Origin of the sequence: Streptomyces sp. TN58, assembly GCF_001941845.1 — a bacterium.
Classification (GTDB): Bacteria; Actinomycetota; Actinomycetes; order Streptomycetales; family Streptomycetaceae; genus Streptomyces.
In genome coordinates this window covers 1,274,291-1,300,388 of record NZ_CP018870.1, presented here as the reverse complement: position 1 = coordinate 1,300,388, position 26,098 = coordinate 1,274,291, and the positions used below count along the sequence as shown (strand labels likewise).

General features: G+C 72.5%; 23 protein-coding genes and 1 riboswitch. Of the genes, 17 read left to right on the top strand and 6 right to left on the bottom strand.

Going from position 1 to position 26,098, the window contains the following annotated elements; all coding sequences use genetic code 11:
- Positions 1 to 3 precede the first annotated feature (3 nt).
- Complete coding sequence (locus BSL84_RS05865; RefSeq protein ID WP_075969961.1) at positions 4 to 1,242, bottom strand: MFS transporter; 1,239 nt, start codon at positions 1,240 to 1,242, stop codon at positions 4 to 6.
- A gap of 55 nt (positions 1,243 to 1,297) precedes the next feature.
- Here BSL84_RS05865 and BSL84_RS05860 point away from each other — a divergent pair, with 55 nt between their 5' ends.
- Together BSL84_RS05860 and BSL84_RS05855 are read left to right on the top strand one after the other, a co-directional pair.
- Positions 1,298 to 2,449: an ROK family transcriptional regulator gene (locus BSL84_RS05860; protein ID WP_075969960.1), complete on the top strand. Its 1,152-nt coding sequence runs from the start codon at positions 1,298 to 1,300 to the stop codon at positions 2,447 to 2,449.
- 162 nt (positions 2,450 to 2,611) lie between these two features.
- A complete protein-coding gene (locus BSL84_RS05855; RefSeq protein WP_075969959.1) occupies positions 2,612 to 3,715 on the top strand; it encodes a serine hydrolase domain-containing protein in 1,104 nt (367 codons plus the stop codon).
- Positions 3,716 to 5,230: 1,515 nt separating this feature from the next.
- Here BSL84_RS05855 and BSL84_RS05850 read toward each other — a convergent pair.
- The 3 genes from BSL84_RS05850 to BSL84_RS05840 form a co-directional block, all read right to left on the bottom strand.
- The gene (locus BSL84_RS05850; RefSeq protein WP_030030169.1) at positions 5,231 to 5,980 is read right to left on the bottom strand and encodes an SDR family oxidoreductase; all 750 of its coding nucleotides are present in this window, start codon (positions 5,978 to 5,980) and stop codon (positions 5,231 to 5,233) included.
- 57 nt (positions 5,981 to 6,037) lie between these two features.
- Entirely contained in the window at positions 6,038 to 6,937 is a 900-nt protein-coding gene (locus tag BSL84_RS05845) for an RNA polymerase sigma-70 factor (RefSeq protein ID WP_234363416.1), read from the bottom strand.
- 86 nt (positions 6,938 to 7,023) lie between these two features.
- Positions 7,024 to 9,381: a chitinase C-terminal domain-containing protein gene (locus BSL84_RS05840; protein WP_075969957.1), complete on the bottom strand. Its 2,358-nt coding sequence runs from the start codon at positions 9,379 to 9,381 to the stop codon at positions 7,024 to 7,026.
- Positions 9,382 to 9,757: 376 nt separating this feature from the next.
- A riboswitch (FMN riboswitch) is annotated at positions 9,758 to 9,887 on the top strand.
- Positions 9,888 to 10,110: 223 nt separating this feature from the next.
- Between BSL84_RS05840 and ribD the strand changes: the two genes are divergently transcribed.
- The 10 genes from ribD (at position 10,111) to BSL84_RS05790 (ending at position 18,741) form a co-directional block, all read left to right on the top strand.
- Positions 10,111 to 11,175 (top strand): bifunctional diaminohydroxyphosphoribosylaminopyrimidine deaminase/5-amino-6-(5-phosphoribosylamino)uracil reductase RibD, encoded by a 1,065-nt coding sequence (gene ribD / locus BSL84_RS05835; protein WP_045323689.1) that lies wholly within the window; start codon positions 10,111 to 10,113, stop codon positions 11,173 to 11,175.
- Complete coding sequence (locus BSL84_RS05830) at positions 11,176 to 11,805, top strand: riboflavin synthase (protein WP_030028833.1); 630 nt, start codon at positions 11,176 to 11,178, stop codon at positions 11,803 to 11,805.
- A complete protein-coding gene (locus tag BSL84_RS05825) occupies positions 11,802 to 12,455 on the top strand; it encodes a nicotinamide mononucleotide transporter family protein (protein ID WP_030028831.1) in 654 nt (217 codons plus the stop codon). Before BSL84_RS05830 ends, BSL84_RS05825 begins: the two co-directional genes overlap by 4 nt.
- On the top strand, positions 12,452 to 13,741 hold the full coding sequence (locus BSL84_RS05820; RefSeq protein ID WP_045323690.1) for a bifunctional 3,4-dihydroxy-2-butanone-4-phosphate synthase/GTP cyclohydrolase II: 1,290 nt from the start codon (positions 12,452 to 12,454) through the stop codon (positions 13,739 to 13,741). Before BSL84_RS05825 ends, BSL84_RS05820 begins: the two co-directional genes overlap by 4 nt.
- Before the next feature lie 51 nt (positions 13,742 to 13,792).
- Entirely contained in the window at positions 13,793 to 14,278 is a 486-nt protein-coding gene (gene ribH / locus BSL84_RS05815; protein ID WP_007262951.1) for a 6,7-dimethyl-8-ribityllumazine synthase, read from the top strand.
- 61 nt (positions 14,279 to 14,339) lie between these two features.
- Positions 14,340 to 14,621 (top strand): phosphoribosyl-ATP diphosphatase, encoded by a 282-nt coding sequence (locus BSL84_RS05810; RefSeq protein WP_030028827.1) that lies wholly within the window; start codon positions 14,340 to 14,342, stop codon positions 14,619 to 14,621.
- 72 nt (positions 14,622 to 14,693) lie between these two features.
- The gene (gene hisG / locus BSL84_RS05805) at positions 14,694 to 15,542 is read left to right on the top strand and encodes an ATP phosphoribosyltransferase (RefSeq protein WP_030028825.1); all 849 of its coding nucleotides are present in this window, start codon (positions 14,694 to 14,696) and stop codon (positions 15,540 to 15,542) included.
- 63 nt (positions 15,543 to 15,605) lie between these two features.
- On the top strand, positions 15,606 to 16,070 hold the full coding sequence (locus tag BSL84_RS05800) for a PH domain-containing protein (protein WP_045323691.1): 465 nt from the start codon (positions 15,606 to 15,608) through the stop codon (positions 16,068 to 16,070).
- A 200-nt stretch (positions 16,071 to 16,270) separates the two neighbouring features.
- Positions 16,271 to 17,701 carry a hemolysin family protein gene (locus BSL84_RS05795; RefSeq protein ID WP_078849219.1) on the top strand — a complete coding sequence of 477 codons (1,431 nt, stop codon included), beginning with the start codon at positions 16,271 to 16,273 and terminating at the stop codon, positions 17,699 to 17,701.
- Complete coding sequence (locus tag BSL84_RS05790) at positions 17,698 to 18,741, top strand: hemolysin family protein (protein WP_045323692.1); 1,044 nt, start codon at positions 17,698 to 17,700, stop codon at positions 18,739 to 18,741. The genes BSL84_RS05795 and BSL84_RS05790 overlap by 4 nt, the downstream gene beginning before the upstream one ends.
- Positions 18,742 to 18,793: 52 nt before the next feature.
- Here BSL84_RS05790 and BSL84_RS05785 read toward each other — a convergent pair whose 3' ends face one another.
- Both BSL84_RS05785 and BSL84_RS05780 read right to left on the bottom strand, forming a co-directional pair.
- Complete coding sequence (locus BSL84_RS05785; RefSeq protein WP_199816322.1) at positions 18,794 to 20,725, bottom strand: AAA family ATPase; 1,932 nt, start codon at positions 20,723 to 20,725, stop codon at positions 18,794 to 18,796.
- Positions 20,726 to 21,115: 390 nt separating this feature from the next.
- A complete protein-coding gene (locus tag BSL84_RS05780) occupies positions 21,116 to 21,751 on the bottom strand; it encodes a uridine kinase family protein (protein WP_075969956.1) in 636 nt (211 codons plus the stop codon).
- A gap of 108 nt (positions 21,752 to 21,859) precedes the next feature.
- Between BSL84_RS05780 and BSL84_RS05775 the strand changes: the two genes are divergently transcribed.
- The 5 genes from BSL84_RS05775 (at position 21,860) to BSL84_RS05760 (ending at position 26,092) form a co-directional block, all read left to right on the top strand.
- Positions 21,860 to 23,221, top strand: a complete 1,362-nt coding sequence (locus tag BSL84_RS05775; protein WP_045323695.1) for a peptidase C39 family protein — start codon at positions 21,860 to 21,862, stop codon at positions 23,219 to 23,221.
- 97 nt (positions 23,222 to 23,318) lie between these two features.
- Complete coding sequence (locus tag BSL84_RS05770; RefSeq protein WP_045323696.1) at positions 23,319 to 23,750, top strand: SPW repeat protein; 432 nt, start codon at positions 23,319 to 23,321, stop codon at positions 23,748 to 23,750.
- 138 nt (positions 23,751 to 23,888) lie between these two features.
- Entirely contained in the window at positions 23,889 to 24,047 is a 159-nt protein-coding gene (locus BSL84_RS35315) for an SCO1431 family membrane protein (RefSeq protein ID WP_199838706.1), read from the top strand.
- Between the two features lie 99 nt (positions 24,048 to 24,146).
- Complete coding sequence (locus tag BSL84_RS05765; protein ID WP_075969955.1) at positions 24,147 to 24,773, top strand: TetR family transcriptional regulator; 627 nt, start codon at positions 24,147 to 24,149, stop codon at positions 24,771 to 24,773.
- A 146-nt stretch (positions 24,774 to 24,919) separates the two neighbouring features.
- On the top strand, positions 24,920 to 26,092 hold the full coding sequence (locus BSL84_RS05760; RefSeq protein WP_075969954.1) for an acyl-CoA dehydrogenase family protein: 1,173 nt from the start codon (positions 24,920 to 24,922) through the stop codon (positions 26,090 to 26,092).
- Positions 26,093 to 26,098: the final 6 nt, after the last annotated feature.

Here is a 26,098-nt window from a genome sequence, read left to right as displayed (position 1 = left end):
ATGTTACGGCCGTATATCGGCGGGTTCGTCTCGATCGGCCGGACCGGCCTCCCCGGCGAACCCGCCCCCAGACTGCCCCACCGCAGGCCTCGGCCGCAGCACCGAGGCCCCCACCACCAGCGCGAACGCCAACACCGTCACCAGCCCGAACGACACCACCAGCGAGGTCGCGTCCGCCACCGCCCCGATCGCCGACGGAGCGATCAGCCCCGAGGTGTACGTGATCGTCGCGACACCGGCGATCGCCTGCGCCGGAGCCGGGCCGCTGCGCCCCGCCGCGGCGAAGGCCAGCGGGACCACCACCGCGATGCCGAGACCGAGCAACCCGAAGCCGGTCAGCGCCCCGGCCGGGTGCCGGACGCCGACCACGAGCAGACCGCCCGCCGTCGCCAGGACGCCGCCCGCGCGGACCGTGCGCACCGGCCCGAAGCGGTCCACCACCCGGTCGCCCACGAGCCGGGCCACGGCCATGGTGAGGGCGAAGGCGGTGGTGGAGGCGGCCGCGAGACCCGCGTCCGTGTGCAGGACGTCCCGCAGGTAGACCGCCGACCAGTCCAGGCTCGCACCCTCGGCGAACACCGCGCAGAAGCCGATCGCGCCGATCAGCAGCGCGGACCTCGGCGGCAGCGCGAAATGCGGCGGCGCCTCGGCGCCCTCCGCGCTCCGCAGGTCCAGCACGCCCTGTACGGCGACCAGCCCGACCGCGGTCAGCACGAGCGCGGCCACCAGGTGGTGCAGCCGGGCATCGGTCCCGGTGTGCGCGGCGACCGTACCGGCCGCCGACCCCAGCAGCGCGCCCACGCTCCACATGCCGTGCAGGGAGGACATGATCGACCGGCCCAGCCGGTTCTCGGTCTCCACGCCCAGCGCGTTCATCGCCACGTCCGACATGCCCGCGGTGGCCCCGTACACCAGGAGCGCCAAGCACAGGACCGGCAGGTTGGGGGCGAGGCTCGGCAGGATCAGCGACAGGGTCCACATCGCCAGCAGCCCGCGCAGCGCGGTCCGCGCGCCGAAGCGGTGGTTGATCCGCCCGGCCAGCGGCATCGCCAGCGCCGCGCCCAGGGCGGGAAAGGCGAGCGCGAGCCCCAGGGTCCCCGCGCCGAGCTGCGCGTGGTCCTGGATCCATGGGATGCGCGTGGCGAAGGAGCCGGTGACGGCGCCGTGGGCGCAGAAGACGGCGGCGATGGCGAAACGGGCACGGCGCAGGCGCGCAGGGCTGAGGTCGGTGTCCCCGGTCATGGCGCATAAACTATCAGGGACCCTGCCTGATAGATAATGGCCCCGACTCCCTAGGATGGGCGCCGTGACCCCAGCGACCGCCCCCGTACCGTCCCCCGCCTCACCCAGCACGGCCCGCGCCATCAACGACCGCCTCGCCCTGCAACTCCTCCAGGACTCCGGACCGCTGACCGCGACCCAGCTCAAAACACTGACCGGCCTCTCCCGCCCCTCCGTCGCCGACCTCGTCGACCGCCTCACCGAAGCCGGCCTCATCGAAGTCGTCGGCGAATCCGGCGCACAGCGCCGCGGCCCCAACGCCAAGCTCTACGGAATCGTCGCCGGCCGCGCCCACCTGGCCGCCCTCGACGTCCGCACCGACCGGGTCACCGCCGTCGTCACCGACCTGCTCGGCCACCCCCTCGCCGAAGCCGCCCTCCCCGTCGACGCACCCGAGGACGCCGTCGCGGCCCTGCTGCGCACCGCCCGCGAGGCCGGCGCCGCCGAACTGCACACCGTCGTCGTCGGCGCCCCCGGCCTGGTCACCCCCGCCACCGGCGAACTCCGGGACACCATCGGCCTCCCCGCCTGGCACCGGGACCTCGTCACGGCGCTGCAGCGGACCCTGCCCGCCGTCGTGGTCGTCGAGAACGAGACCAACCTGGCCGCCCTCGCCGAGCAGCGCCTCGGCGCCGCCCAGGACCTGGACTCCTTCGTCCTGCTGTGGCTCGGCGCCGGCGTGGGCGCTGCCGTCGTCCTGGACGGGCGACTGCGCCGCGGCGCCTCCGGCGGCGCGGGCGAGATCGGCTTCCTCCCCGTACCCGGCACCGGTGGGCTCCCCTCGGCCGCCGACTGCGCGGGCGGATTCCACGCCCTGGTCGGCCGCGAAGCCGTGACCGCCCTGGCACGCGAGCACGGCTTCACCGGCACCGCCGAACAGGCCGTCACGGGAGCCGCGGGCGAACCCTTCCTCGAAGCCCTCGCCGAACGCCTCGCCCTCGGCGCGGCAGCCGCCGCCGCCCTCCTCGACCCCGGCTGCGTCGTCCTCGCCGGAGAACTCGGCCGCGCCGGCGGCCCCGCCCTCGCCGCCCGCGTATCCCACCGCCTGGCCAGGCTGACCCCCGTCCCCACCGAGATCCGCGCCACCACCCTCGGCGACCCGGCCGTCCTGTCGGGCGCCCGCATCGCCGCCCGCGAAGCGGCCCAGGGCGTCCTCTTCGGGGGCTAACCCCACCCGAGGTGCGGGCGGTGGCGGGATCGCACGGGGCGGCCGCGGCCGGAAGGGTTGACCCCGGCGCCCACCGCCGAACAGCACACACACAGGGGTTGACACATGGGGGAGCACGAGCATGGGCACGCACACGCACACGCGCGAAAGAGCCTGCGTCCGATGGCGGCGGTCACGGCCGTCACGGTCCTGGCCCTGAGCGCCCTGAGCGCCACGGCGCCGTCCGTCGCGGCCGCGCCCAGAACCGACACCGTCCAGCGGAGCCTCGACCGGCTCGTCAGCGCCGACGGCCTGCCCGCCGCGCTCGCGAGCGTCACTACACGCGACGGCCGCACCCGCGCCTACGTCGCGGGAGTGGGCGACCTGGCCACCGGATCGAAAGTCCCCAGGGACGGTCAGGTGCGCATCGGCAGCAACACCAAGACCTTCACCGCCGTGGTCGTCCTCCAACTGGTCGGCGAGGGCAGGATCGGCCTGGACGACCCCGTCGACACCCACCTCCCCGGCCTCGTCCGCGGCGAGGGCATCGACGGCCGTCACATCACCGTCCGCCAACTGCTGCAACACACGAGCGGACTCCCCAACTACACCAAGTACGAAGACCTCCAGCCCCGGCCCTACGCCCCGCGCGATCTCGTCGACATCGCGCTCCGGCACGAAGCCGACTTCGCCCCCGGCGCCAGATGGGGATACAGCAACACCAACTACGTACTGGCCGGCCTGATCGTCGAAGAGGTCACCGGCCGGCCCCTCGCCCAGGAGGTCGACCGGCGCATCATCCAGCGCCTCGGCCTGCGCCACACCTACTTCCCCGCCCCTGGCGACGCGACCATCCGCGAGCCGCACCCCCACGGCTACCACCGGGAATCCGCGGACGGGCCACTGCGCGACATCACCGAGATGGACCCCTCCTGGAGCTGGGCGGCCGGCCAGATGGTCTCCACCAACTCGGACCTCAACCGCTTCTTCTCCGCGCTCCTGCGGGGCCGCCTCCTCCCCGACGCCCAGCTCGCGCAGATGCGCACCACCGTCCCCGCCGACTACTTCGGCCGCGGCGCCGGCTACGGACTGGGCCTCGTGAGCAGGCCCCTGTCGTGCGGCGGCGTCTACTGGGGCCATGGTGGGAGCTTCCCCGGCTACGAGACCCGCGGCGGCGCCACGGAACACGGCCGCCGCGCCGCCCACCTGGCGGTCACCACCCAGCCGACCGACAAGACGGTGACGCAACGCCTCGACGCCACGGTGGACGAAGCCCTCTGCCGGTAGCGGGGGCGGGCGGGGGGGGGCTTCGGGGCGGGGGCCGCTGGGGCGGGGCCGGGAGGCGCGGCGGGGGTTTCGGGGCGGGGGCCGCTAGGGCGGGGCCGGGAGGCGCGGCGGGGGTTTCGGGAGCGGGAGCCACGCGAGCAGAGCCGGGAGACGCGGCGGGGGTTTCGAAGGCGGGAGCCACCCGGGCGGTGTCGGTGAGGTTCTGGGGGTTTCCCGTCAGTCCAATCGTCTCTCCGCGTCGGGCCGGTCTGTCAAGGGCGCTCCCGTTGGTCGCGTCACTTCGTGAGGGCCTTCGGCCCCCCTTGACTGACCGTCCCGCCACGGAAATCCGAAAGACTGCCGGGAAGCCCCCAGAGGAACGGGCCGGGTGTCCAAGACCGAGACGGGCCGTTGGCGCCGCGCGCCCGGATCCAGGAGCGCGTCAAATCGCTACGCGCTCCTGCCGTACGGCGTCAGCGAGCCTCTTGGGCTGGTCATAAGCCGCCATCGATCGCTACGCGCTCCTCGACGACCGCGTCCGCCCCTCGTTCGGGGCTGGGAGGGGCGAATTCGAGGGCCGGGAAGGCGATTCCTCGGCTCAGCCGAACTCAACCCCCGTCAAGCCCACGACGAGATCCCACCCGTCGGTACAGACGGGGGTATTTGGGGCGAATGGCATCCTCTCGGCCGTGCGCGCTCTCCCAGACATGGATTGGCATCGCTCCAGCCGTTATCTGACGCTTTTCCACCCCACCCAGGGGCCGGACGCCGTCCAAGAGGGGCGCGGAAAGCTTTCTGCGGCTTGTGCCCAGCCCCAGACGAACCGCAGACGCGTGATCGAGAGCGCGCGGCCACCACTGGCGGCCTATGCCCAACCCAAGAAGCTGCGGACGCGTGATCGAGAGCGCGCGGCCACCACTGGCGGCCTATGCCCAACCCAAGAAGCTGCGGACGCGTGATCGAGAGCGCGCGGCCATCGATGGCGGCCTATGCCCAACCCGAGAGGCTCGCGGACGCATGATGGATAAGCGCACCGCGATCGCTGGCGGCTTATGCCCAGCCCCGGAGACTCGCAGACGCCGTCTCGCAGGAGCGCGTAGCGATTGGTGGCGGCCTATTCCCAGCCCAAGAGGCTCGCAGACGCCGCCTCACAGGAGCGCGTAGCGATTGGTGGCGCTCCTGGATCCGGGCACGCGGCCCCGACCGCCACGAGGGATGTCTTGATGGCCGGCCGTTCCTCTGGGGGCTTCCCGGCAGTCTTTCGGATTTCCGTGGCGGGACGGGCGGTCAAGGGGGGCCGAAGGCCCTCACGAAGTGACGCGACCGAAGGGAGCGCCCTTGACGGACCGGCCCGACGCGGAGAGACGATGGGACTGACGGGAAACCCCCAGGACATCTCCGACCCTGCCTGAGTGGATTCCGCTCTCCGGAGTTCCCGGCGCGCTATCCGACCCTGCCCGAGCGGATTCCGCTCCCCGGAGCTCCCGCCGCCATCCGACCCCGCCCGGGCCGGACTCCGCCCCCCGACCCCGCCCCCTACCGTCCCCGCTCGCGCGCGAAGTGCGCGAACCGTTCCTTGCCGACCGCGCGGGACGGGGTCAGGTTGCCGCCCCGTCTGAAGCCCGCGTAGGCCTTGCCGGGGAAGGGGACCGGGAGGACGCGGCGGGAGCGGCCCGTCGCCGACAGGTAGGTGCGCGCCAGGTCGGGCAGAGCGTGGATCTCCGGGCCGCCCATGTCCGGGACCCGGCCCGACGGGGTCGGGACCGCCAGCTCCGCCATGCGGGCCGCGACCTCGCCGACGGCGATCGGCTGTACCCGTACGCCCTTCGGGATCGGCACGACGGGCAGCTTCGCCAGAGCGTCCGTCACCATCGCCACGAGGTCGTGGAACTGCGTCGTGCGCAGGATCGTCACGCCCAGACCGGACGCCTCCAGCAGCCGCTCCACCTGGAGCTTGCGCCTGTAGTAGCCGAGCGGGACCACGTCCACACCGACGATCGAGATGTAGACGATGTTGCGGACGGTGCCGGCCCGCCGGGCGGCCGCGATCAGGTTCCCCGCGGCCGCCACGTCGCCCCTGCCGCCTCCGCGCGCGTCGCTCGCGCAGTGCACAACCACCTCCGCGCCCGCCAGCGCGGCGTCCAGCCCGGCACCGTTGCGGAGGTCGACGGGGTGGTCCGGGGCGTGCCGGCTCAGCACGCGCACCTCGTGGCCCGCCGCCCTCAGCCGCTCGGTGACGAGCGAGCCGAGGGTTCCGGTGCCTCCGGTGACGACGATGGCGCTCATGGTGTCCGTCCTTCGCTGGCGGTCGGGATGCGTTCACCAGCGGGGACCGGACAGCCCTCAGGAATGTGACAGCTGCCGCCTGAGGAATTCCAGCTTCTCCGGGTTGACCACCGTGCTGATGCCGCTGACCAGGCCATTCTCGAATTCCACCAGCAGGACCGCCACCTCGCCGAAGAGCACCGCGGGCGCCCCGTTGACCTCCGCGACGCTGACCGGCACCCCGGCCACGTACTTCGCCATGGCGCCCATCGCGAACCGCGCCACCTTGTCCCGTCCCAGGATCGGCCGCCGCGCCGCGTTGACCACGCCGCCGCCGTCGGACACGTACCGTACGTCGGCCGCCAGCACGCCCTCCAGGCGGGCGAGGTCACCGCTGCGGGCGGCGGTGAGGAAGCTCTCCAGGAGTCCCTGCCACCGCTCGGGGTCGGCGGAGAACCGCTTCTCCCGCGTGGACGCGCGGTCGGCGGCCACCCGGGCGGCCGCGCGCCGGTAGAGCTGGCGGCAGTTGGCCTCGGTGAGGTCCAGGAGGGTGGAGATCTCCCGGTGGCTGTAGGCGAAGGCCTCGCGCAGCACGTACACCGCGCGCTCGACGGGGGTGAGCTGCTCCAGCAGCAGGAGCAGGGCCATGGAGACGCTGTCGCGCTGCTCCGCCGACTCCAGCGGGCCCAGGGTGCCGTCCCCGGTGAGGACGGGCTCCGGGAGCCAGGGGCCGACGTACTGTTCGCGCCGGGCGCGCGCCGAGGTGAGGCTGTTGAGGCAGAGGTTGGTGACGACCTTGGCGAGCCAGGCTCCCGGCTGCTCGATGGCGGCGCGGTCCGCCGAGTCCCAGCGCAGGTAGGCGTCCTGCACGATGTCCTCGGCCTCCGCGGCGGAACCGAGCATGCGGTAGGCGATGCCGAACATCCGGGGCCGGTGTTCCTCGAAGTCCGCTGCGTGCGCGGTGACATGTGTGCTCACCGGGCCAGCCTACGAGGGCGGGCAGGGGGGAACGGGCGAGGACCCGGTGGCCGCCGGGCCACCGGGTCCTCAGGGTCCTCACGTTGTCAGCAGGCGCCCTGGTCCTTCCAGACGCCCCAGTCACCCGTGGTGCCGGGTTCCTCGTTCTGCGTCCACCACTGGGCCTTCCAGTTGCGGCCCTTGTGCGAGACGACGTTGCCGCTGTTGTAGACCGTGCCCGCGACGTACGCCGGGTTGGTGCAGGTCCCGCCGGTGGGCGGCGGCGTGGTCGGCGGTGTCGTGGGGGGAGTGGTCGGCGGAGTGGTCGGGGGCTGGGTGCCGCCGCCGGGCTGGACCAGGGTCGTACCGCGGGCCAGGTCCCCGGCGAGGGCATAGGTGGCGCCGGAGATGTTCACCGTCCAGTTGGAGGGGGTGGACACCGGCAGGTAGTAGTTGAACGCGAGGTCGACGGAGGCGCCTGGGGCGAGGGTCTGCCAGGCGGGGAGCTTCAGGGAGACCCGCTGGAAGTCGCCCTTGAGGCCGCCGACGTTGGGGCCGGTGTGGCCGCTGCTGATCACGGCGGTGCCGAAGCCGGACTGGTCGGAGGCGTTGTTCGGGGCCGAAGTGCCGTAGTCGAACTGGAACTCGGTGCCGCCGGGAAGCGTGGAACCGGTGTTGTTGGTGATCTTCAGCTTCGGCGTCAGCGGGTAGTTGGAGTCGCCGAGCTTGAACTCGGTGAACTCCGTCCTGATGTCCACGGCCTGGGTCGGCAGGGCGGTCGAGCCCGCCTTCTTCGCGCCGTACGGGGAGGCCGACTTGAACTTCTGGTACATCGTGTCGGTGAGCGTGTCACCCATCTCGTACTGGCCCTTGGCCGCGTTGTACGAGTAGTCGCCGGCGAGCTCCCAGACCATCGTGCCGCCGATGCCCTTGTCCACCACGTAGTCGGCCTTGGCGGCCACCGACTGCTCGTCCTCGGTGGACAGGAAGACCTTCTTCTGCGCGTTCCACAGCCACGGCGCCACCAGGGTGGAGTCGTACCTGCGGGCGTAGGTGCCGGTCAGGGTGGTGTTCGCCGGGAAGCCGTACCTGGTGACGTAGTCGCCGACGACCCCCTTCTCCAGGTTCTTGGCGTGCCACATCGGGTTGGAGCCGGCCGGGGACTCGGCCCCGTTGGTGTCCTTGTCGTGCCACAGGTTGTCGATGCCGACCGCGCCGTCACCGCACTTGGTCAGGCCCGCGCCGGCCGGGCAGGTGGTCGAGGGGGCCTTGCCCCACAGGCCGTCGGTGCCGCCCTGCACGTTCTTGAAGCCGCGGGTGTAGTAGGGCAGGCCGATGTTGATGCGGCCGCCGGGCATCGAGCCGCGGAAGTAGTGGTAGGCCCAGTCGGTGTTCAGGTAGCCGATGCCGCCGTACTGGGAGGTGGAGTAGACGCCCGCGGCGGCCAGTTCGGCGTCCTTGCCGTCGTCGAAGAGCGAGGCGTTGGGCCCGACGTACTCGTTCCAGGCGCCGTGCAGGTCGTAGGACATGATGTTGACGTAGTCCAGGTACTTCTGGACCTGGTACGTCTCCATGCCGCGCAGCAGGTAGCCGGAGGAAGGGGCGGCGACGGTGAGCAGGTAGTGCTTGCCGTCGGCGGCGCCGGCGCGGTCGAGCTTCTCGCGCAGGGACTTCATCAGGGCCGCGTAGCCCTGGACCAGGCCGGCGCGGCGGGCATTGGACAGCTGCCAGTCGAGCGGGTTGCCCGCGTCCTTCATCGTGGTCGGGTACTCGTAGTCGATGTCGACGCCGTTGAACCCGTACGCGCGGATGAAGTCGACCGAGGACTGGGCGAAGGTGTCGATGCCGGCCTGGTTGACGGATCCGTCGGCGTTGGTGGCCATCGAGTAGAAGCCGCCGGAGGCGACCCGGTTGCCGTCGTCGCCGAAGTATCCGCCGGTCTCGGCCCAGCCGCCGACCGAGATGAGCGTCTTGACGTCGGGGTACTGCTTCTTGAATTTGTTCAGCAGGTTGAAGTGGCCCTTGTAGGGGAGCGCCGGGTCCATCTCGGCTCCCGCGACGCCCGGCCAGGTCATTCCGGTGGCGGCGTTGTTCGCGTTGTCGGTGCCGACCGAGATCTTGTTGTCGGCGCCCACGTGGGCGAAGGCGTAGTTCAAATGGGTGACCTTGGACCACGGGATGTCGTTGGCCAGGTAGGCGGGGGTGCCGTCCTTGCCCGTGCGCCAGCCGGTGAAGTATCCGATGACGCGGCGCTGGTGGTCGGCGCCCATCTTCTCGCGGCCTTCGGAGTCGTAGACCGAGCAGTAGGGCACGTCGACGCCGGCGGTCTTGTAGAGGCCGTCGGGGCGGCAGCTCTCGTGGTCGGCAGCGTGCGATACGCCCGCCGAGAGTCCGCCGACCAGCAGTCCGGCGATTGCGGCGCCGGATGCCAGGAGCATCGCTCTCGTGCGTGTGGGGGACGGCATTGTGCCTCCTGGGGAGGGGAGGATGCAGGTGACGGGTGGACACAGCGTGGAACAACGTGATGGGTGTGCAAGCGTGTTGGCCCGTGACGTGCGCACATCTGACGGGCGTTCCCGGGAAGTTGAAGGGAACGTTAAGAGGACTAGACCAACCCGTCAATAGGTCTGGACCAAAGCGCTTTCTCCTCGCCCGGACCCGAGGTCGGGTGTGCCCCGACCGGTTCTCGGGCCTCGCCGCAGATCCGCGCCCGCCCCACCCCCGGATCCAGACCCGGCCCGCCCCGGCGTAGCCCCCGAGTCACCCTCTGTGAGCCAGGCCACACCACATCACCCGCATGGCGGGCGATCGGCCGTGGCAAACTGGCTGGAGTACCAGTAGCAGCGCACTCCGGGGTCGGTGTAATTCCGAACCGGCGGTATAGTCCGCGACCCGTCCGCAGCCAGCGGCCGGTTGACCAGGTGAAATTCCTGGACCGACGGTTAAAGTCCGGATGGGAGGCAGTGCGCGGCGGGCCAGTCACCGGTACGCCGCCGTCGGCGGTTCATCGGCGCATCCCTGTCGGATGCGCCCGGTCGAACCGTTTCACCGGCCTCGGCGTCCCCACGTGAGCTGTTCCGCTTCATCTGTCGTATCCCGACAGGCCCCGGAGTCCGTGCCCGACGAGGCAGGAGGACCCGGTGGCGACACACGCCGCGCACGCAGCACCCGCACCCGACGCGGGAACCCGTGCCATGCGACGAGCCGTCGAGCTGGCCGCCCGCGGACTCGGTTCCACCAGCCCCAACCCGGTCGTCGGCTGCGTCATCACCGACGCCTGCGGCACCGTCGTCGGCGAGGGCTGGCACCAGCGGGCCGGCGGACCGCACGCCGAGGTCCACGCCCTGCGCGCCGCAGGCTCCGCCGCCCGAGGCGGCACCGCCTACGTCACCCTCGAACCCTGCAACCACACCGGCCGCACCGGACCCTGCGCCCGGGCCCTCGCCGACGCCGGCGTCACCCGCGTCGTCTACGCCGTCCCCGACCCGAACCCGCAGGCCAGCGGCGGCGCCGCCACCCTGCGCGCCGCCGGGATCGACACCGAGGCCGGCCTGCTCCAGGCCGAGGCCGAGGCCGTCAACACCGCCTGGCTGACCTCCGTACGCCTCGGCCGGCCCCATGTCACCTGGAAGTACGCCGCCACCCTCGACGGCCGCAGCGCCGCCGCCGACGGCAGCAGCCGCTGGATCAGCTCCGCCGAATCCCGCGCGGACGTCCACCGCCTGCGCGCCGAGGCCGACGCCGTCCTCGTCGGCGGCGGCACCCTGCGCGCCGACGACCCGCACCTGGCCGTCCGCGGCATCGACGGCGCCACCCAGCCCCTGCGCGTGGCCCTCGACACCCGCGCCGGCCTCCGGCCGACCGCCCGCATCCTCGACGACGCCGCGCCCACGCTGCTCGTCGTCGCCGAGGACGCCGACACCCGCCACCTGCCCGGCGCCGACCTGCTCCGGCTGCCCCTGCACGACGGACGCGTCCCCCTCGACCGGCTCCTCGCCGAGCTGTACGCCCGCGGCGTGCGCTCCCTCCTCCTCGAAGGCGGCCCCACCCTCGCGGGCGCCTTCCTCGAAGCCGGCACCGTCGACCGCGTCGTCGGCTACCTCGCCCCCGCCCTGCTCGGCGCCGGCCCCGCCGCCCTCGCCGACGCGGGCGTCACGAACATCTCCCACGCCCTGCGCCTCGACATCACCGAGGCCGTCCGCGTGGGCCCCGACCTGCGCATCACCGCCCTTCCCGCCACCGCCCCCAAGGAGCACTGAGTGTTCACCGGAATCGTCGAAGAACTGGGCGAGGTCACCGCCGTCGAGCCGCTCCAGGAAGCCTCCCGCTTCCGGCTGCGCGGCCCCCTCGTCACCGAGGACGCCAAGCACGGCGACTCCATCGCCGTCAACGGCGTCTGCCTGACCGTCGTCGAGACCGCCGACGGCGAGTTCACCGCCGACGTCATGCAGGAGACCCTCAACCGCTCCAGCCTCGGCGCCCTGGCCAAGGGCTCCCGCGTCAACCTGGAGCGCCCTATGGCCCTCGGCGGACGGCTCGGCGGCCACCTGGTCCAGGGCCACGTCGACGGCACCGGCGAGATCCTCTCCCGCACCCCCTCCGAGCACTGGGAGATCGTCAAGGTCGCCCTCCCGCGCAACCTCTCCCGCTACGTCGTCGAGAAGGGCTCCATCACCGTCGACGGCGTCAGCCTCACCGTGGTCGAGGCCGCAGCCGACTGGTTCACCATCAGCCTCATCCCCACCACCCTCGCGCTGACCACCCTCGGCCTCAAGCAGCCCGGCGACCCGGTCAACCTCGAAGTCGACGTCCTCGCGAAGTACGTCGAACGCCTCCTCGCCGCCGGCGTGGACCCGCTGCACGCGGACCCGGCGGGAGAAGCCCGGTGACCGCCCTGAACTGGCTCAACGCGGAAGCCTTCACCGTCTTCGGCCAGAAGGTCATCTGGTCCGACATGATCGGCAACCTGATGGGCCTGGCCGCACTCGCCCTCGGCTGGCGCCGCTCCATATGGACCTGGCCCGCCCAGCTGCTCTCCGGACTGATCCTCATCGCCGCCTACGCCTCCGCGCACCTCGCCGGCGGCGTCGGCAAGCAGCTCCTCGTCATCGGCGTCGCCGTCTTCGGCTGGACCGCCTGGCACCGCGGCAGGCAGCAGGCCCAGGACGGCTCCATCGCCGTACGCACCGCCACCTGGACCGAACGCGCACTGCTCCTCGGCGGCGCGGCCCTCGGCACCCTCGCCGTCGGCGGCCTCTTCACGCTCTACCCGACGCTGTCCTGGAGCCCCTGGGCCGACGCCTACATCTTCGTCGGCACCATCGTCGCGATGGTCGCCCAGGCCCGCGGCCTCGTCGAGTTCTGGTTCGCCTGGCTCCTCGTGGACCTCGTCGGCGTCCCCCTCGCCTTCACCGGCGGACTGGCCTTCTCCGGCCTGGTCTACGTCGTCTACTTCGCCCTCGTGGTGTGGGGCGCCTACGACTGGTACCAGCGCTCCCGCACCACCCCCGCCCCGGCCCTCGAAGGAGCAGCGGCATGACCACCCTCAAGCCCGTGCCCGACATCCCCGAAGAGACCTTCCGCCTCGACCCCGTCGAACAGGCGATCCGCGACATCGCGGCCGGCCGGCCCGTCGTCGTCGTCGACGACGAGGACCGCGAGAACGAGGGCGACCTCGTCATCGCCGCCGAGAAGGCCACCCCCGAGATCGTCGCCTTCATGATGAGCGAGTGCCGCGGCCTGATCTGCGCCCCCATGGAGGGCCCGGAGCTCGACCGCCTCGAACTCCCGCAGATGGTCCAGAACAACACCGAGTCGATGAAGACCGCCTTCACCGTCTCCGTCGACGCGAGTGCCGCCCACGGCGTCACCACCGGCATCTCCGCCGCCGACCGCGCCACCACCCTGCGCCTCCTCGCCGACGGCGTCAGCGGCCCCGGCGACTTCGTCCGCCCCGGCCACGTCTTCCCCCTGCGCGCCAAGCCCGGCGGCGTCCTCGTCCGCAACGGCCACACCGAGGCCGCCGTCGACCTCGCCCGCCTCGCCGGCCTGCGCCCGGCCGGCGCCATCGTGGAGATCGCCGGCGAGGACGGCGTCATGCTGCGCCTGCCCGAGCTGATCCCCTTCGCCCGCAAGCACGGCCTGACGATCACCTCCATCGAGGACCTGATCGCCTACCGCCGCTCCGCCGAACCCACCGTCCGCCGCGAGGCCGAGGTCAACCTGCCGACCGCGTTCGGCGACTTCACCGCCCACGGCTACCGCTCCACCGTCGACGGCGTCGAACACGTCGCACTCGTCCACGGCGACATCGGCGACGGCTCCGACATCCTGGTCCGCATGCACTCCGAGTGCCTGACCGGCGACATCTTCGCCTCCCAGCGCTGCGACTGCGGCCCCCAGCTGCACGCCTCCATGGAACGCATCAAGACCGAGGGCCGCGGCGTCGTCGTCTACCTGCGCGGCCACGAGGGCCGCGGCATCGGACTGCTGTCCAAGCTGCGCGCCTACGAACTCCAGGAACGCGGCCGCGACACCCTCGACGCCAACCTGGAACTGGGCCTGCCCGCCGACGCCCGCGACTACGCCGCCGGCGCGCAGATCCTCGCCGACCTCGGCGTCCACGGCGTCCGCCTGCTGACCAACAACCCCGACAAGTCCGCCGCCCTGGAACGGCACGGCATCACGGTCACCAGCCGGGAGGCCATGCCGGTCGAGGCGGGCGAGCACAACCTGCGGTACCTGCGCACCAAGCGGGACCGGATGGGCCACGACCTGCCCTGGCTGGACGGGGCCGTGACCACGTCCGCCTGCGGCAACCAGTAAGCAAGCACCACCACCCGTACGTACATCCACCGACCACCGAGGAGCAGAGCTGTGAGCGGCAAGGGCGCACCCGAACTGAGCGTGAAGAACTGCGGAGACCTGCGAGTCGCCGTGATCGCGGCCCAGTGGCACGAGAAGGTCATGGACGGACTGGTCGACGGCGCCCTGCGGGCCCTGCACGAGCTGGGCATCGACGAGCCCACCCTGCTCCGCGTCCCCGGCAGCTTCGAGCTCCCGGTCGTGGCGAAGGTCCTCGCCGGGCGCGGCTACGACGCCATCGTCGCCCTCGGCGTCGTCATCCGCGGAGGCACCCCCCACTTCGACTACGTCTGCCAGGGCGTCACCCAGGGCCTGGTCCAGGTGTCCATCGACACCGGGGTTCCCGTCGGCTTCGGCGTACTGACCTGCGACAACGACGAGCAGGCACTGGACCGCGCCGGACTCGAAGGATCGAACGAGGACAAGGGCCACGAAGCGGTCACCGCCGCCGTCTCCACCGCCATGACCCTGCGCACCGTCAGTGAACCCTGGCGCTGAGTGTCCGAGGAGTGAACCCCGGCACCGGGGCACCCGGGTGAGCCTCTACTCTAGGGACATCATGGCGAACAAACCCTCCAAGACCTTCGAAGAGCTCTTCACCGAGCTCCAGCACAAGGCCGTCGAAGGCGACCCCAGCACCTCCCGCACCGCCGAGCTCGTCCACAAGGGCGTCCATGCCATCGGCAAGAAGGTCGTCGAGGAGGCCGCCGAGGTCTGGATGGCCGCCGAGTACGAGGGCAAGGAAGCCGCCGCCGAGGAGATCTCCCAGCTGCTCTACCACGTCCAGGTGATGATGGTCGCGCGCGGGATCTCCCTCGACGACGTCTACGCGCACCTCTGAGCCCGGGCCGGGTCCGCACCCGCCCGTCCGCACCCACGCAAACCACGCACACCACGCATCAAAGGAAGCCCCATGCTGCGCATCGCCGTCCCCAACAAGGGTTCACTCTCCGGACCGGCGTCGGCGATGCTCCATGAGGCCGGCTACCGGATGCGCAAGGAGTCCAAGGAACTCGTGGTCGTCGACCCCGAGAACGAGGTGGAGTTCTTCTACCTCCGCCCCAAGGACATCGCGATCTACGTCTCCTCCGGCAAGCTCGACATCGGCATCACCGGCCGCGACCTGCTGCTCGACTCCGGCGCCAGCGCCGAGGAGATCCTCCCGCTGAACTTCGGGCGCTCCACCTTCCGCTACGCCACCACACCCGGCACCGCGAAGGGCCCCGAGGACTTCACCGGGATGACCATCGCGACCTCGTACGAGGGAATCGTCGCCAAGCACCTCGCCGACCAGGGCATCGACGCCTCCGTCGTACACCTCGACGGCGCCGTCGAGACCGCCATCCAGCTCGGCGTCGCCCAGATCATCGCCGATGTCGTCGAGACCGGCACCAGCCTGCGCAACGCCGGCCTGGAGGTCATCGGCGAGCCCATCCTCACCTCCGAGGCCGTCGTCATCCGCGGCAACGCCGCCGACGCCGACGACCCGCAGGTCCAGCAGTTCCTGCGCCGCCTGCAGGGCGTCCTCGTGGCCCGCAGCTACGTGATGATGGACTACGACTGCCGCGCCGAGCACCTGGAGCGCGCGGTCGCCCTCACCCCGGGCCTGGAGTCGCCGACCGTCTCCCCGCTCCACAACGAGGGCTGGGTCGCGGTCCGCGCCATGGTCCCCGCCAAGGAGGCCCAGCGCATCATGGACGACCTGTACGAGCTCGGCGCCCGCGCGATCCTCACCACCTCGATCCACGCCTGCCGCCTCTGAGGACCCGCGTGCCCACCGGCACGCCGCCCCCTCGCCCGTACGCCACCCAGAAGGCAACGCACCATGGCCGAGTCCGCCGCCCCGCCCGTACCGCCCGCCCTGCCGGTCACCTTCCGGCCGACCCGCACCCGGGCCGTCCTGCTGGGCGTCGGGCTCGCCATGTTCGCCACCATCACGGCCATCGCCGTGCTGCTGGAGAACCTCAGCCCCGGCGAGCGGATCAGCTTCGTCTTCACCGCCGTCCTGCTGAGCTCCGTACTCGTCCTGCTCAGCCGCCCCAAGGTGACCGCGGACGAGGACGGCGTCACCGTCGTCAACCTCACCAACGTCCGCCGTCTGGCCTGGGCGGAGATCCTCCGGGTCAACCTCCGCCCCGGCGACCCGTGGGTGTTCCTGGACCTCAGTGACGGCACCAGCCTGCCCGCGCTCGGCATCCAGCCGGGCGTGGCCAGGCAGCAGGCCATCAGCGACGCGCGCGCCCTGCGCGCCCTCGTCGAAACACATGGAACCGGCACAAACGACCAGTGACCCCGCCGACGCCCGCAGCCGCGTACCGTTGCGGCCGCGATCTCAATGACTAACCTGGTGGCGGGGCGCAGCCGTGCGCCCTCCCACCGGCCCCGGGACCCCGAGGCCCGCGGGCACCTGCTACTCAAGGAGTGACTCCCTCCAGCAATGGACGGATCGTCCGGTAATACCCGCGCCGCCCTCCCTCCGGAGGCGGCGGCATGACCATCCCGCTACTCCTGCTCGCGGCGGCGTTCGCCCTGATCCTCGCCAACGGATTCTTCGTGGCGGCCGAGTTCGGCCTCGTCACGGTGGAACGCCCCGAGGCGGAGCGCGCCGCAGCCGACGGAGACCGCCGCGCCCGCACGGTCGTCAAGGCCCTGCGGGAGCTGTCCTTCCAGCTCTCCGGCACCCAGCTGGGCATCACCATCACCTCCCTCGTGGTCGGCATGCTCGCCGAGCCCGCCCTCGCCGCGCTGCTGGCCGGGCCGCTCACCGCGACCGGCCTGCCGAAGGGAGCCGTCTCCGGCGTCGCCGTCGTCATCGGCATGCTGCTCGCCTCCGCCGTCCAGATGGTCGTGGGTGAACTCGTCCCGAAGAACTGGGCGGTCTCCCGGCCCCTCCAGGTGGCCCGCTTCGTCGCCGGCCCGCAGAACGCCTTCTCCCGCCTCTTCCGGCCGGTCATCGCCGGCCTGAACGCCGTCGCCAACCGGCTCGTACGGGCGCTCGGCGTGGAGCCCACCGAGGAGATGGCCTCCGCCCGCACCCCGGGCGAACTGGTCTCCCTGGTCCGCCATTCGGCCCAGGCAGGCGCCCTCGAACAGGACACCGCCGACCTCTTCGTACGGACCCTGTCGCTGGGCGAGCTCACCGCCCAGCACGTCATGACCCCCCGCGTGAAGGTCAGCGCCCTCCAGCACACGGCCACCGCGGCCGACGTGCTGAACCTGACCCGCGCCACCGGCCTGTCCCGCTTCCCGGTCTACCGCGAACGCATCGACGAGATCACCGGCGTCGTCCACCTCAAGGACGCCCTCGCCGTGCCCGAGGCCGAACGCGACCGCACCACCGTCGGCCGGATCTGCGTCGCGCCGCTGCTGGTCCCCGGCTCCCTCCCGGTGCAGCCGCTGCTGGAGCGGCTGCGCAGCGAGCAGCCCATGGCCGTGGTCGTCGACGAGTACGGCGGCACCGCCGGCGTCGTCACCCTGGAGGACATCGTGGAGGAACTCGTCGGCGAGGTCCGCGACGAGCACGACCTCGCCGAGGACGAGACCCCCGAGCTGGCCGCCGTACCCGCCGAGGACGGCCGCCCCTCCTGGGATGCCGACGGCAGCTGCCGCGTGCAGACGCTGCGCCGGATAGGCCTGGAGGTGCCCGAGGGCCCCTACGAGACCGTCGCCGGCCTCGTCGCCGACCTGCTCGGCCGGATCCCCGCACCCGGGGACCGCGCGGACCTCCCCGGATGGAAGCTGTCCGTCCGCAGGGTCGGCCGCAACCGTGCGGAACGCGTCCGCCTGGTCCGCCTGACGGCCGTACCCGCCGCCGGCGCGCACCGGCACCCCGCGGCTCCCGCCGGCGCCCCGGTGCCCGGCTCCGCCCGCCACGGCGAAGCCGCCCCCCAGCGGGCCGCGCTGGAAGGCGCCGCCCGGTGAACGCGCTCCAACTCCTGTTCGCACTGCTCCTCGTCCTCGCCAACGGCTTCTTCGTCGGCGCCGAGTTCGCACTCGTCTCCGTACGGCGCAGCCAGATCGAACCCCTCGCGGCCGAGTCCAAGCGGGCCCGCCAGGTACTCCACGGCCTGGAGAACCTGCCCCGCATGATGGCCGCGGCGCAGTTCGGCATCACCGTCTGCTCCCTCACCCTCGGCGCGGTCGCCGAGCCGACCGTGGCCCGGCTGCTGGAGCCCGTCTTCCACGCCGTCCACGTACCGCAGGGCCTGATCCACCCCCTCGGCTACGCCCTCGCGCTCGCCGCCGTGGTATTCCTGCACCTGGTCATCGGCGAGATGGTGCCCAAGAACCTCGCCATGGCCGCACCCGAGAAGACCGCCCTGTGGTTCAGCCCCGGCCTGGTCGCCTTCGCCCGCCTCTGCGGGCCGGTCACCACCGCGCTCGGAGCCTGCGCAAAGCTCGTCCTGAAGCTGTTCAAGGTCGAGCCCAAGGACGAGGTCGAAGCCGCCTACACCTCCACCCAGCTGGGCCGGCTCCTCAAGGACTCCCGGCAGGCCGGGCTCCTGGAGCCGGTCGAGCAGGAGCGGCTGGAGGACGCACTGGAACTGGGCAGCCGCCCCGTCACCGACGTCCTCCTCGACCGCGACCGCCTCGTCACCGTCGGCCCGGCCGTCACCCCCCGCCAGATCGAACAGCTGACCGTGCGTACCGGCTACTCCCGGTTCCCCGTCCGCTCCGACAGCGGCGCCTTCATGGGCTACCTGCACGTCAAGGACGTACTGGACCTGGAGGACCGGGAACGGGCCGTACCCCAGCGGGTGTGGCGCCGTATGACCACCCTGTGCGCGACCGTCCCCCTGGACGACGCCCTCGGCGTCATGCGCCGCGACGCCACCCACCTGGCGCAGGTCGCCGACCAGAGCGGCCGGGTCCTCGGCCTGGTCACCCTGGAAGACGTCCTGGAGATGCTGGTGGGCGAAGTCCGCGACCCGGCCCACCGGATCCCGGCCGGCCGTACATAGCCGAGGGGGCCGGGCGTACCGCCGCAGCGGCGGCACGCCCGGCCCCGCCGGCTCACAGAGGCGGCTCCGGCCGCTCCTGCGGCCCGCGGCCCGACAGGACCTCCCCGTACGCCTGCATCAGGTCCGGCAGCCGGAGGGTGGCCAGGTCGTCCCGCGACGGCTCACCCGCGAAGCCCGCCAGCCGGAGGTCCCGGTACGCGCAGCTCTTCTCGTACAGGGTCCGCAGGAAGCGGCCGTTGCCCAGCTCGTCGATCCAGCCCTGCTCCACCACGTGCCCGCTGATGCTGCGCAGCTCCTCCAGGGCCTCCTCGTCCCACTGGTCCCCGTTCGCGTCGGCCAGCACACCGCCGATCGCGGTCAGCTCCGCCGGCCGGTAGCTGGGGAAGTCCACCCGCGTGGTGAACCGGGAGGACAGCCCCGGATTCGCCGCCAGCAGCCGGTCCATCCCGGCCGGATAGCCCGCCAGGATCACCACCAGGTGGTCGCGGTTGTCCTCGGCCCGCTTCAGCAGCACCTGCAGCGCCTCGTCGCCGTACGCGTCGCCCTTGCTGTAGCCCGTGTTCGACAGCGAGTACGCCTCGTCCACGAACAGCACCCCGCCGATCGCCGAATCGATCAGCTCGTTGGCCTTCACCGCCGTCTGGCCCAGGAACTCGCCCACCAGGTCGGCCCGCTGGGCCTCGACCAGATGATCCCCGCCGAGCAGCCCCAGCGCGTAGAAGACCCGGCCCAGGATCCGGGCCACCGTCGTCTTGCCCGTCCCCGAGGGCCCGGAGAACACGAAGTGCCGCTTCGGAGGCTGCACCGGCAGTCCCTGCCCGGCCCGCAGCCGCGCCATGTGCAGCTGCGCCGAGAGGGCCTTCACCTGCCGCTTGACCGGCTCAAGGCCCACCATCCGCTCCAGCTCCGCCAGCGCCTCGGCCAGCGCCGCCGGATCGGACGGCCCGGCCGGCAGCCCCTCCGCCGAGCCCTGAGGCGGGACGGTCGCCTTGCGCCGTACCCCCTCCATCCGGCCCGGCGGCACGGGCACCGGACCCAGCGGGTCGGCACCCGCCTGGCCGTCCGGGGCGATGTCCTGCACCGGCCCGCCGCCCAGCGGCCCCCCGCCCAGGGCGACCGCCGCGAAGTCCCCGCCGACCGGCGACGGGCCGTACCCCGCGTAGCCGCCGTACCCGGAACACCCCGCCAGGCCCGCCAGATCGGCCATGCCGTCCGTGTCGTCGCCGTCCTCGATGGCCGTCAGCCGCGCCGCGGTGTCCATGAACGAGGGATCCACCCGGTGCACCGCCCGGTACAGCGGCAGCGCCGCCGCACTGCGCCCCGTCCCCTCGTGTGCCCGGGCCAGCCAGTAGCGCAGCTCCTTGCGCTGCGGCTGCTCGCTGCGGCAGCGCATCAGCGCCGCCGACAGCATCGGCTCGGCCTGCCCGTACATCTCCAGCCGGACCCGCGCCATCCCGCCGAACAGCCCGGCCTCGATCCCCAGCAGCGGATCGTTCACCAGCGGCTCGGTGTGCCGGACCAACTGCTCCCAGTCCTTGACCAGATAGGACCGGCAGGCGTGCAGGAACCGCACCTGCGGATCGGTGTCCACCGGCGGCAGCGCCGCCAGGGCCTGGTCCAGCTCCGGAACGTGCCGGCCGTCCAGCCAGTGCGAGGCGTGGGCGAGCAGCAGGTCGCGCCGGCTCTCCAGCACCGGCTGCACCCACCAGCCCAGCCAGTACCAGGAGTTCAGCGTCCGGCGGTGCCGGCTGCGCTGCTCGCCGAAGCGGTCCCGGTGCGCGTACATGCGTAACAGGGCATTGCCCGTGTCGACCCGGAGCGCGTGCAGGCCCAGCCACGCGTCGGCCATCGAGGGGTCGAGCCGCACGGCCGTCCGGAACTCCTCCTCGGCCTGCGGGTACGCGCCCATGGTGCAGGCGTCGACCCCTCGCAGCCAGGCGAGTTCGGCCGGGGCGTGCATGCTGCCCGGCGTGCCGAAATCCATCACGTCCCCCACAAGCCTGCCCCGTGGTGCGCGGCAACCCCCGCTCCGAGCGCGCGAGTTGTCCGGTGCCCCCGCCTGGCGTCGCTGAATTCAGGGCTGCATCGTACCTGCGCTTTCGCACCTTACGTAGGGTGCGGCGGGTACGGTTCGAGCGGGCACCACCGGCCCCTGTGATGACACAGAGTGAACGTCGGGGGGCCGCCTGAACCGCGCACGCACCTCTCCGGCGGGGGTCGCGGGCACGACGAAGCCCCCGATCACGGGGGAACAACCGGGGGCTTCGCGTGCGCGGCGGCCGGTAAAGGCGCCGCATTCAGAACGTAAGGCCGCTGCGGCGCCCGGGTCAAGCGGGTCGGCGCAGGCCCGCCGCGGCGGGGTTCCGGAGCCGTTTCAGGCCCGGGGGAGTCCGTCACCGTCAGTGATGGAAGGGGAGGTTCCAGCCGTCGCTCCGGCCCCGGAAGACCACTCGTATCCCGTACTGCTCTGGCGTACCAGGGTGTCGGCGAAGGGGCGCGAAGGATCACTGGAGAAGTGCGCGCGCTCCGCGCGCTCCCACCCGTCCCAGAAGTCGGACAGCGCATGCCCGTCCCGGTTCCGGCCCCGAGCCCAGGACCGGGCCCGCGGCGTCTCCATCCACAGCAGCCGGGCCAGATGCGGGCGCAGCGCCCGCCGCCCGGCCCCGACCCCCTCCAGCAGGAGCACCGGCGCGGGCTCCAGCACCCGCTCCGGCCCGAAGCGGCGCTCCACCCAGTCGTACGGGGTCCAGCGCGCGGGCCGCCCGGCGGCCAGGGGCTCCAGCACCTGGGCACGCAGCCGCTCCTCCCAGCCGAACAGCTCCTCGTGACTGGCCACGTCGTCGAGATGCAGCACCGGTGCCCCGCCCAGCGCCTCGGCGAGCCGCCCCGCGAAGGTGCTCTTCCCGGAACCGGCGTGCCCGTCGATCCCGATCAGGCGCACCGGGCCGAGGGAACAGGGCAGGGCGGCGAGCTCCCGCGCAAGGGACTCCAGTGACCGGTGCGGCTCCACCCGACCAGCGTAGACAAGCCCGACACGACCCATGGCTTGGGCCCCCGGCCGCCGGGAACCTGCAAGGGTGACACCACCGATGCGCCGACCCACCCGGGGGACCACGCGATGACCGCACCCACGCCACGCAGGGCCGTACTCGTCGCCGCGCTCGCGGTCGCCACCGCGGCCACCGCCGCCTCCGTCCCCGGCGGCGGAGCCCCGGCAGCCGCCGCCCCCCGCGCGCAGGGCCGTACCGTCGACAACCGCTTCTGGTACTCCTACGGCCACTGGGCGGCCGGCACCCACCAGGGCACCACCGCCGTCGCCGGCGCCCGCCCCGGCCTGCGGATCGCCACCGCCGCCGGCCGCACCGAGTACGCCGACCCCCACACCGGACGCAAGAGCACCTGGGAGTACGCCACCTGGACCTCCCCGGTGCACCGCTCCACGGTGGCCGCCACCGAGGCCGTCGCCTCCTGGAACGCCCGCACCCCTGCCGGCACCTGGATCCAGACCGAGCTGCGCGCCGCCTACACCGACGGCACCGCCACCCCCTGGTACGTGATGGGCCGCTGGGCCTCGGGCGACGCCGACATCCGCCGCACCTCGGTGGACGGACAGACCGACGGCCGCTCCACCGTCTGGACCGACACCCTCGCGCTCGACGCGCCCGCCGCCGCCGACGGCCTGCGGATCACCGGATGGCAGCTGCGCCTGACCCTCCACCGCCGGCCCGGCGCGTCCGAGGGCCCCACCGTCTGGCTCGCGGGCGCGATGGCCTCCGCCGTCCCCGACCGGTTCACCGTCCCCGCCTCCCGCCCCTCCGGGACCGCCCACGAGCTGAAGGTCCCGCGCTACTCGCAGCAGATCCACATCGGGCGCTACCCCGAATACGACAACGGCGGCGAGGCCTGGTGCAGCCCCACCTCCTCCCAGATGGTCATCGAGTACTTCGGCCGCAAGGCCGACCCCGCCACCCTGGCCTGGGTGAACCCGACCTACTCCGACCCGCAGGTCTGCCACGCCGCCCGCGCCACCTATGACGCCGCCTACAAGGGCTGCGGCAACTGGTCCTTCAACGCCGCCTACGCCGCCACCTACAGCGGCCTCGCCGCGGTCGTCACCCGCCTCGCCTCGATGACCGACCTGGAGACCGTGGTGCGGGCCGGCATCCCCGTCATCACCTCCACCTCCTTCCGCGCGGACGAGCTCACGGGCGCGGGCTACGGAACGGCCGGCCACCTCATGGCCGTCGTCGGCTTCACCGCCGCAGGCGACGTCGTCGTCAACGACCCCCACGCGCACGACAACCCCTCCGTCCGCCGCGTCTACCAGCGCGCGGAGTGGGAGAACGTCTGGCTGCGCACCAAGCGCACGGCCGCCGCCGGGAAGATCGCCTCCGGCAGCGGCGGGGTCTGCTACCTCTTCGCACCCGCCCTGCCGGCCCCGGCCCAGATCATCGCCCTGCGCAGCGTGGGCGTGCTGTGAGCCGGCGGCGAAATTGCCCGTTGACCAGGCGGGTCGGATAAGCGGAACATAATGGGGTAAATGGCACATAAAGGCTTCTCATAGGAGGCGGCCCGCCATGACCACCCACCCCAGCATCGAGCACCACCCCGACCTCGCCGAGATGCGCACCCGGTTCGAGCGGGTGACCAGCACTCCCCGCGCGCAGGCCGTCGAGGCTCTGGCCCTGATAACCGGCCTGTACCTGGCCGCCTCGCCGTGGATCGCCGGATTCAGCGTCCTGACCCCGCTGGCGATCAACAACCTGATCGTCGGCCTGGCGTTCTGTCTGTGCATGGGCGGTCTGGGATCCGCCTACGAACGCACCCACGCCATGGCGTGGACGGCGGTCGTCCTGGGCGCCTGGACGATCATCGCCCCCTGGGCCATCGCCGGCGAGATGGACGTGGCGCGCTCCGTGGTCAGCAACGTGATCACCGGCTGCGTCGCGCTCTGCCTCGGCCTCGCGATGGCGGCCATGGCCGGCCGCGACCGCGACACCCGCAGGTGACACCGGAGGCGGCGCCGGAGAGGAACCGCCGCCGGGCCCCGACCGCACCGCGCACCCGCCGGAGCGGCCGGGGCCCGGCCGCGTGACGTGCGCCACCAGTGACCCACGTCTACCGCGAATGCTGGCACATTGGACACCATGACTGCAGAAACCGCCGCCCCGACCGCATCCGCACCCGCCGGGAGCCTCACCCGCACCGGTGGCCCCCAGGAGGACTCCGCCTGGCTGGAGCACGTCCTCGGCTGGACCCTCGTGGTCGTCGTCGCCATGTTCGTCACCCAGGTGGGCTGGTTCTGACACCCGTCCGGTCGTCGCACCGGACGCCCGGCCGCAGCCGTACGCGGGTCTGTCATACTGCGGCCACCCTGTGGCAGTTCGAGGCTGGGGCCGGACGACGTGAACCACAGTCAACAGCGTGAAACCGCCGGCCGTTCACAGGTGCGCAAGGCCGAACTCCTAGCCACCGGCCGCAAGTTGTTCGCCGACACCTCGTACGGCGCACTCTCCATGGGCGACATCGCCCTCGCCGTCGTCGAGGACTGCGTCGCCGGCCTTGCCGCCCGCGCCGGCGACGAGCCCGCCCTCCCGGCAGCCGAACGGGTCCGCCGCACCGTCGACGGCTACCTCCACTACGCCCAGCACCACCGCGCCGCCTACCGCACCATCGTCACCGGAGGCGTCGGCTGCGACGCCGAGGTGCTCGCCATCCGCGACGCCGTACGCGAGGAACCGGTCACCGCCATCGCCGAAGGCGCCTACGGCCGCCGCGACCTCCCCCCGATCGCCCGCCTCGCCCTCGTGGGCTGGCTCTCCGCGGTCGAAGGGACCACCCTGGAATGGATCGGCGGGCCGAGCGCCCCGGACCGGACCGGACGCGCCCGGCTCGGAGCCCTGCTGGTACGCCGGCCGCGCGCGACATCGGCGGTGATCGAGGAGTTCGCCCCGGAGTGTCCGGCACCTCCCCCTACCGAAGAGCCGTTCGAACCGGCGGGTGATCTTGCCCCGGTGACGGGAAGCCCCTGATCGGGCATACTCAAGCCGCCGCAGCCGCTGAACAGCCTCTTCCGTGACCCGGGAGGGCAGCACCGGCTGTACAGAGCCCGAGACCCGGCGGCGCGCACCACACCTCGCGCGCCGCTGCCGTGCCCGAGATGGAGGAGAGCGCCGCCATGACCGACCGCGCCCCGCAGCCGGTGGACCGACAGCTGCCCACCGAGGAGTCCCGCGACCTCCTCGCCCTCGTACGCGAGATCGCCCAGCGCGAGATCCGTCCCCGCGCCGCCGAGGAGGAGGACGCCGGACAGTTCCCCCGAGAGGTCTTCACGCTGCTCTCCGAGGCGGGTCTGCTCGGCCTCCCGTACCCCGGGGAGCACGGCGGCGGGGAGCAGCCGTACGAGGTCTACCTCCAGGTCCTGGAAGAGCTGGCCGCGGCCCGCCTGACCGTCGGCCTCGGCGTCAGCGTGCACTCCCTGGCCTGCCACGGCCTCGCCGGCTACGGCACGAAGGAACAGCAGGCCGCGCACCTGCCCGCGATGCTCGGCGGCGGCCTGCTGGGCGCCTACTGCCTCTCCGAGCCGGCCGCCGGCTCCGACGCGGCCTCGCTCACCACCAAGGCCGTCCGCGACGGCGACGACTGGGTCATCACCGGCACCAAGGCCTGGATCACCCACGGCGGGGTCGCCGACTTCTACACCGTCCTCGCCCGCACCGGCGTCGAGGGCCCCAAGGGCATCACCGCCTTCCTCGTTCCCGGGGACGCGGCCGGCCTGACCGCCGCCGTACCCGAGAAGAAGATGGGCATGAAGGGCTCGCCCACCGCCCAGCTCCACTTCGACGGCGTACGCGTACCCGACTCCCGCCGCATCGGCGAGGAGGGACAGGGCTTCACCATCGCCCTCGCCGCGCTCGACGCGGGCCGGCTGGGCATCGCCGCCTGCGCCATCGGCGTCGCCCAGGCGGCACTGGACGAGGCGCTCACCTACGCACTGGACCGCAAGCAGTTCGGACACCCGATCGCGGACTTCCAGGGACTGCGGTTCATGCTCGCCGACATGGCCACGAAGATCGAGGCGGGCCGGGCGCTGTACCTCGCGGCGGCGCGGCTGCGGGACGCGGGCAAGCCGTTCTCCCGGCAGGCGGCCATGGCCAAGCTGTTCTGCACGGACGCGGCGATGGCCGTCACCACGGACGCGGTGCAGGTCCTCGGCGGCTACGGCTACACCGCGGACTTCCCCGTCGAGCGCCTGATGCGCGAGGCGAAGGTGCTCCAGATCGTCGAGGGCACGAACCAGATCCAGCGCATGGTCATCGCCCGCCACCTGGCCGGACCCGAGACGCGCTGACGCGGT

Coding starts and splice junctions, on each gene's coding strand:
- BSL84_RS05865 (WP_075969961.1), bottom strand. CDS start 1,242: ATGACCGGGGACACCGACCTCAGCCCTGCGCGCCTGCGCCGTGCCCGT.
- BSL84_RS05860 (WP_075969960.1), top strand. CDS start 1,298: ATGGGCGCCGTGACCCCAGCGACCGCCCCCGTACCGTCCCCCGCCTCA.
- BSL84_RS05855 (WP_075969959.1), top strand. CDS start 2,612: ATGGCGGCGGTCACGGCCGTCACGGTCCTGGCCCTGAGCGCCCTGAGC.
- BSL84_RS05850 (WP_030030169.1), bottom strand. CDS start 5,980: ATGAGCGCCATCGTCGTCACCGGAGGCACCGGAACCCTCGGCTCGCTC.
- BSL84_RS05840 (WP_075969957.1), bottom strand. CDS start 9,381: ATGCCGTCCCCCACACGCACGAGAGCGATGCTCCTGGCATCCGGCGCC.
- ribD (WP_045323689.1), top strand. CDS start 10,111: ATGCGACGAGCCGTCGAGCTGGCCGCCCGCGGACTCGGTTCCACCAGC.
- BSL84_RS05820 (WP_045323690.1), top strand. CDS start 12,452: ATGACCACCCTCAAGCCCGTGCCCGACATCCCCGAAGAGACCTTCCGC.
- BSL84_RS05810 (WP_030028827.1), top strand. CDS start 14,340: ATGGCGAACAAACCCTCCAAGACCTTCGAAGAGCTCTTCACCGAGCTC.
- hisG (WP_030028825.1), top strand. CDS start 14,694: ATGCTGCGCATCGCCGTCCCCAACAAGGGTTCACTCTCCGGACCGGCG.
- BSL84_RS05800 (WP_045323691.1), top strand. CDS start 15,606: ATGGCCGAGTCCGCCGCCCCGCCCGTACCGCCCGCCCTGCCGGTCACC.
- BSL84_RS05795 (WP_078849219.1), top strand. CDS start 16,271: ATGACCATCCCGCTACTCCTGCTCGCGGCGGCGTTCGCCCTGATCCTC.
- BSL84_RS05785 (WP_199816322.1), bottom strand. CDS start 20,725: ATGGATTTCGGCACGCCGGGCAGCATGCACGCCCCGGCCGAACTCGCC.
- BSL84_RS05775 (WP_045323695.1), top strand. CDS start 21,860: ATGACCGCACCCACGCCACGCAGGGCCGTACTCGTCGCCGCGCTCGCG.
- BSL84_RS05770 (WP_045323696.1), top strand. CDS start 23,319: ATGACCACCCACCCCAGCATCGAGCACCACCCCGACCTCGCCGAGATG.
- BSL84_RS35315 (WP_199838706.1), top strand. CDS start 23,889: ATGACTGCAGAAACCGCCGCCCCGACCGCATCCGCACCCGCCGGGAGC.
- BSL84_RS05760 (WP_075969954.1), top strand. CDS start 24,920: ATGACCGACCGCGCCCCGCAGCCGGTGGACCGACAGCTGCCCACCGAG.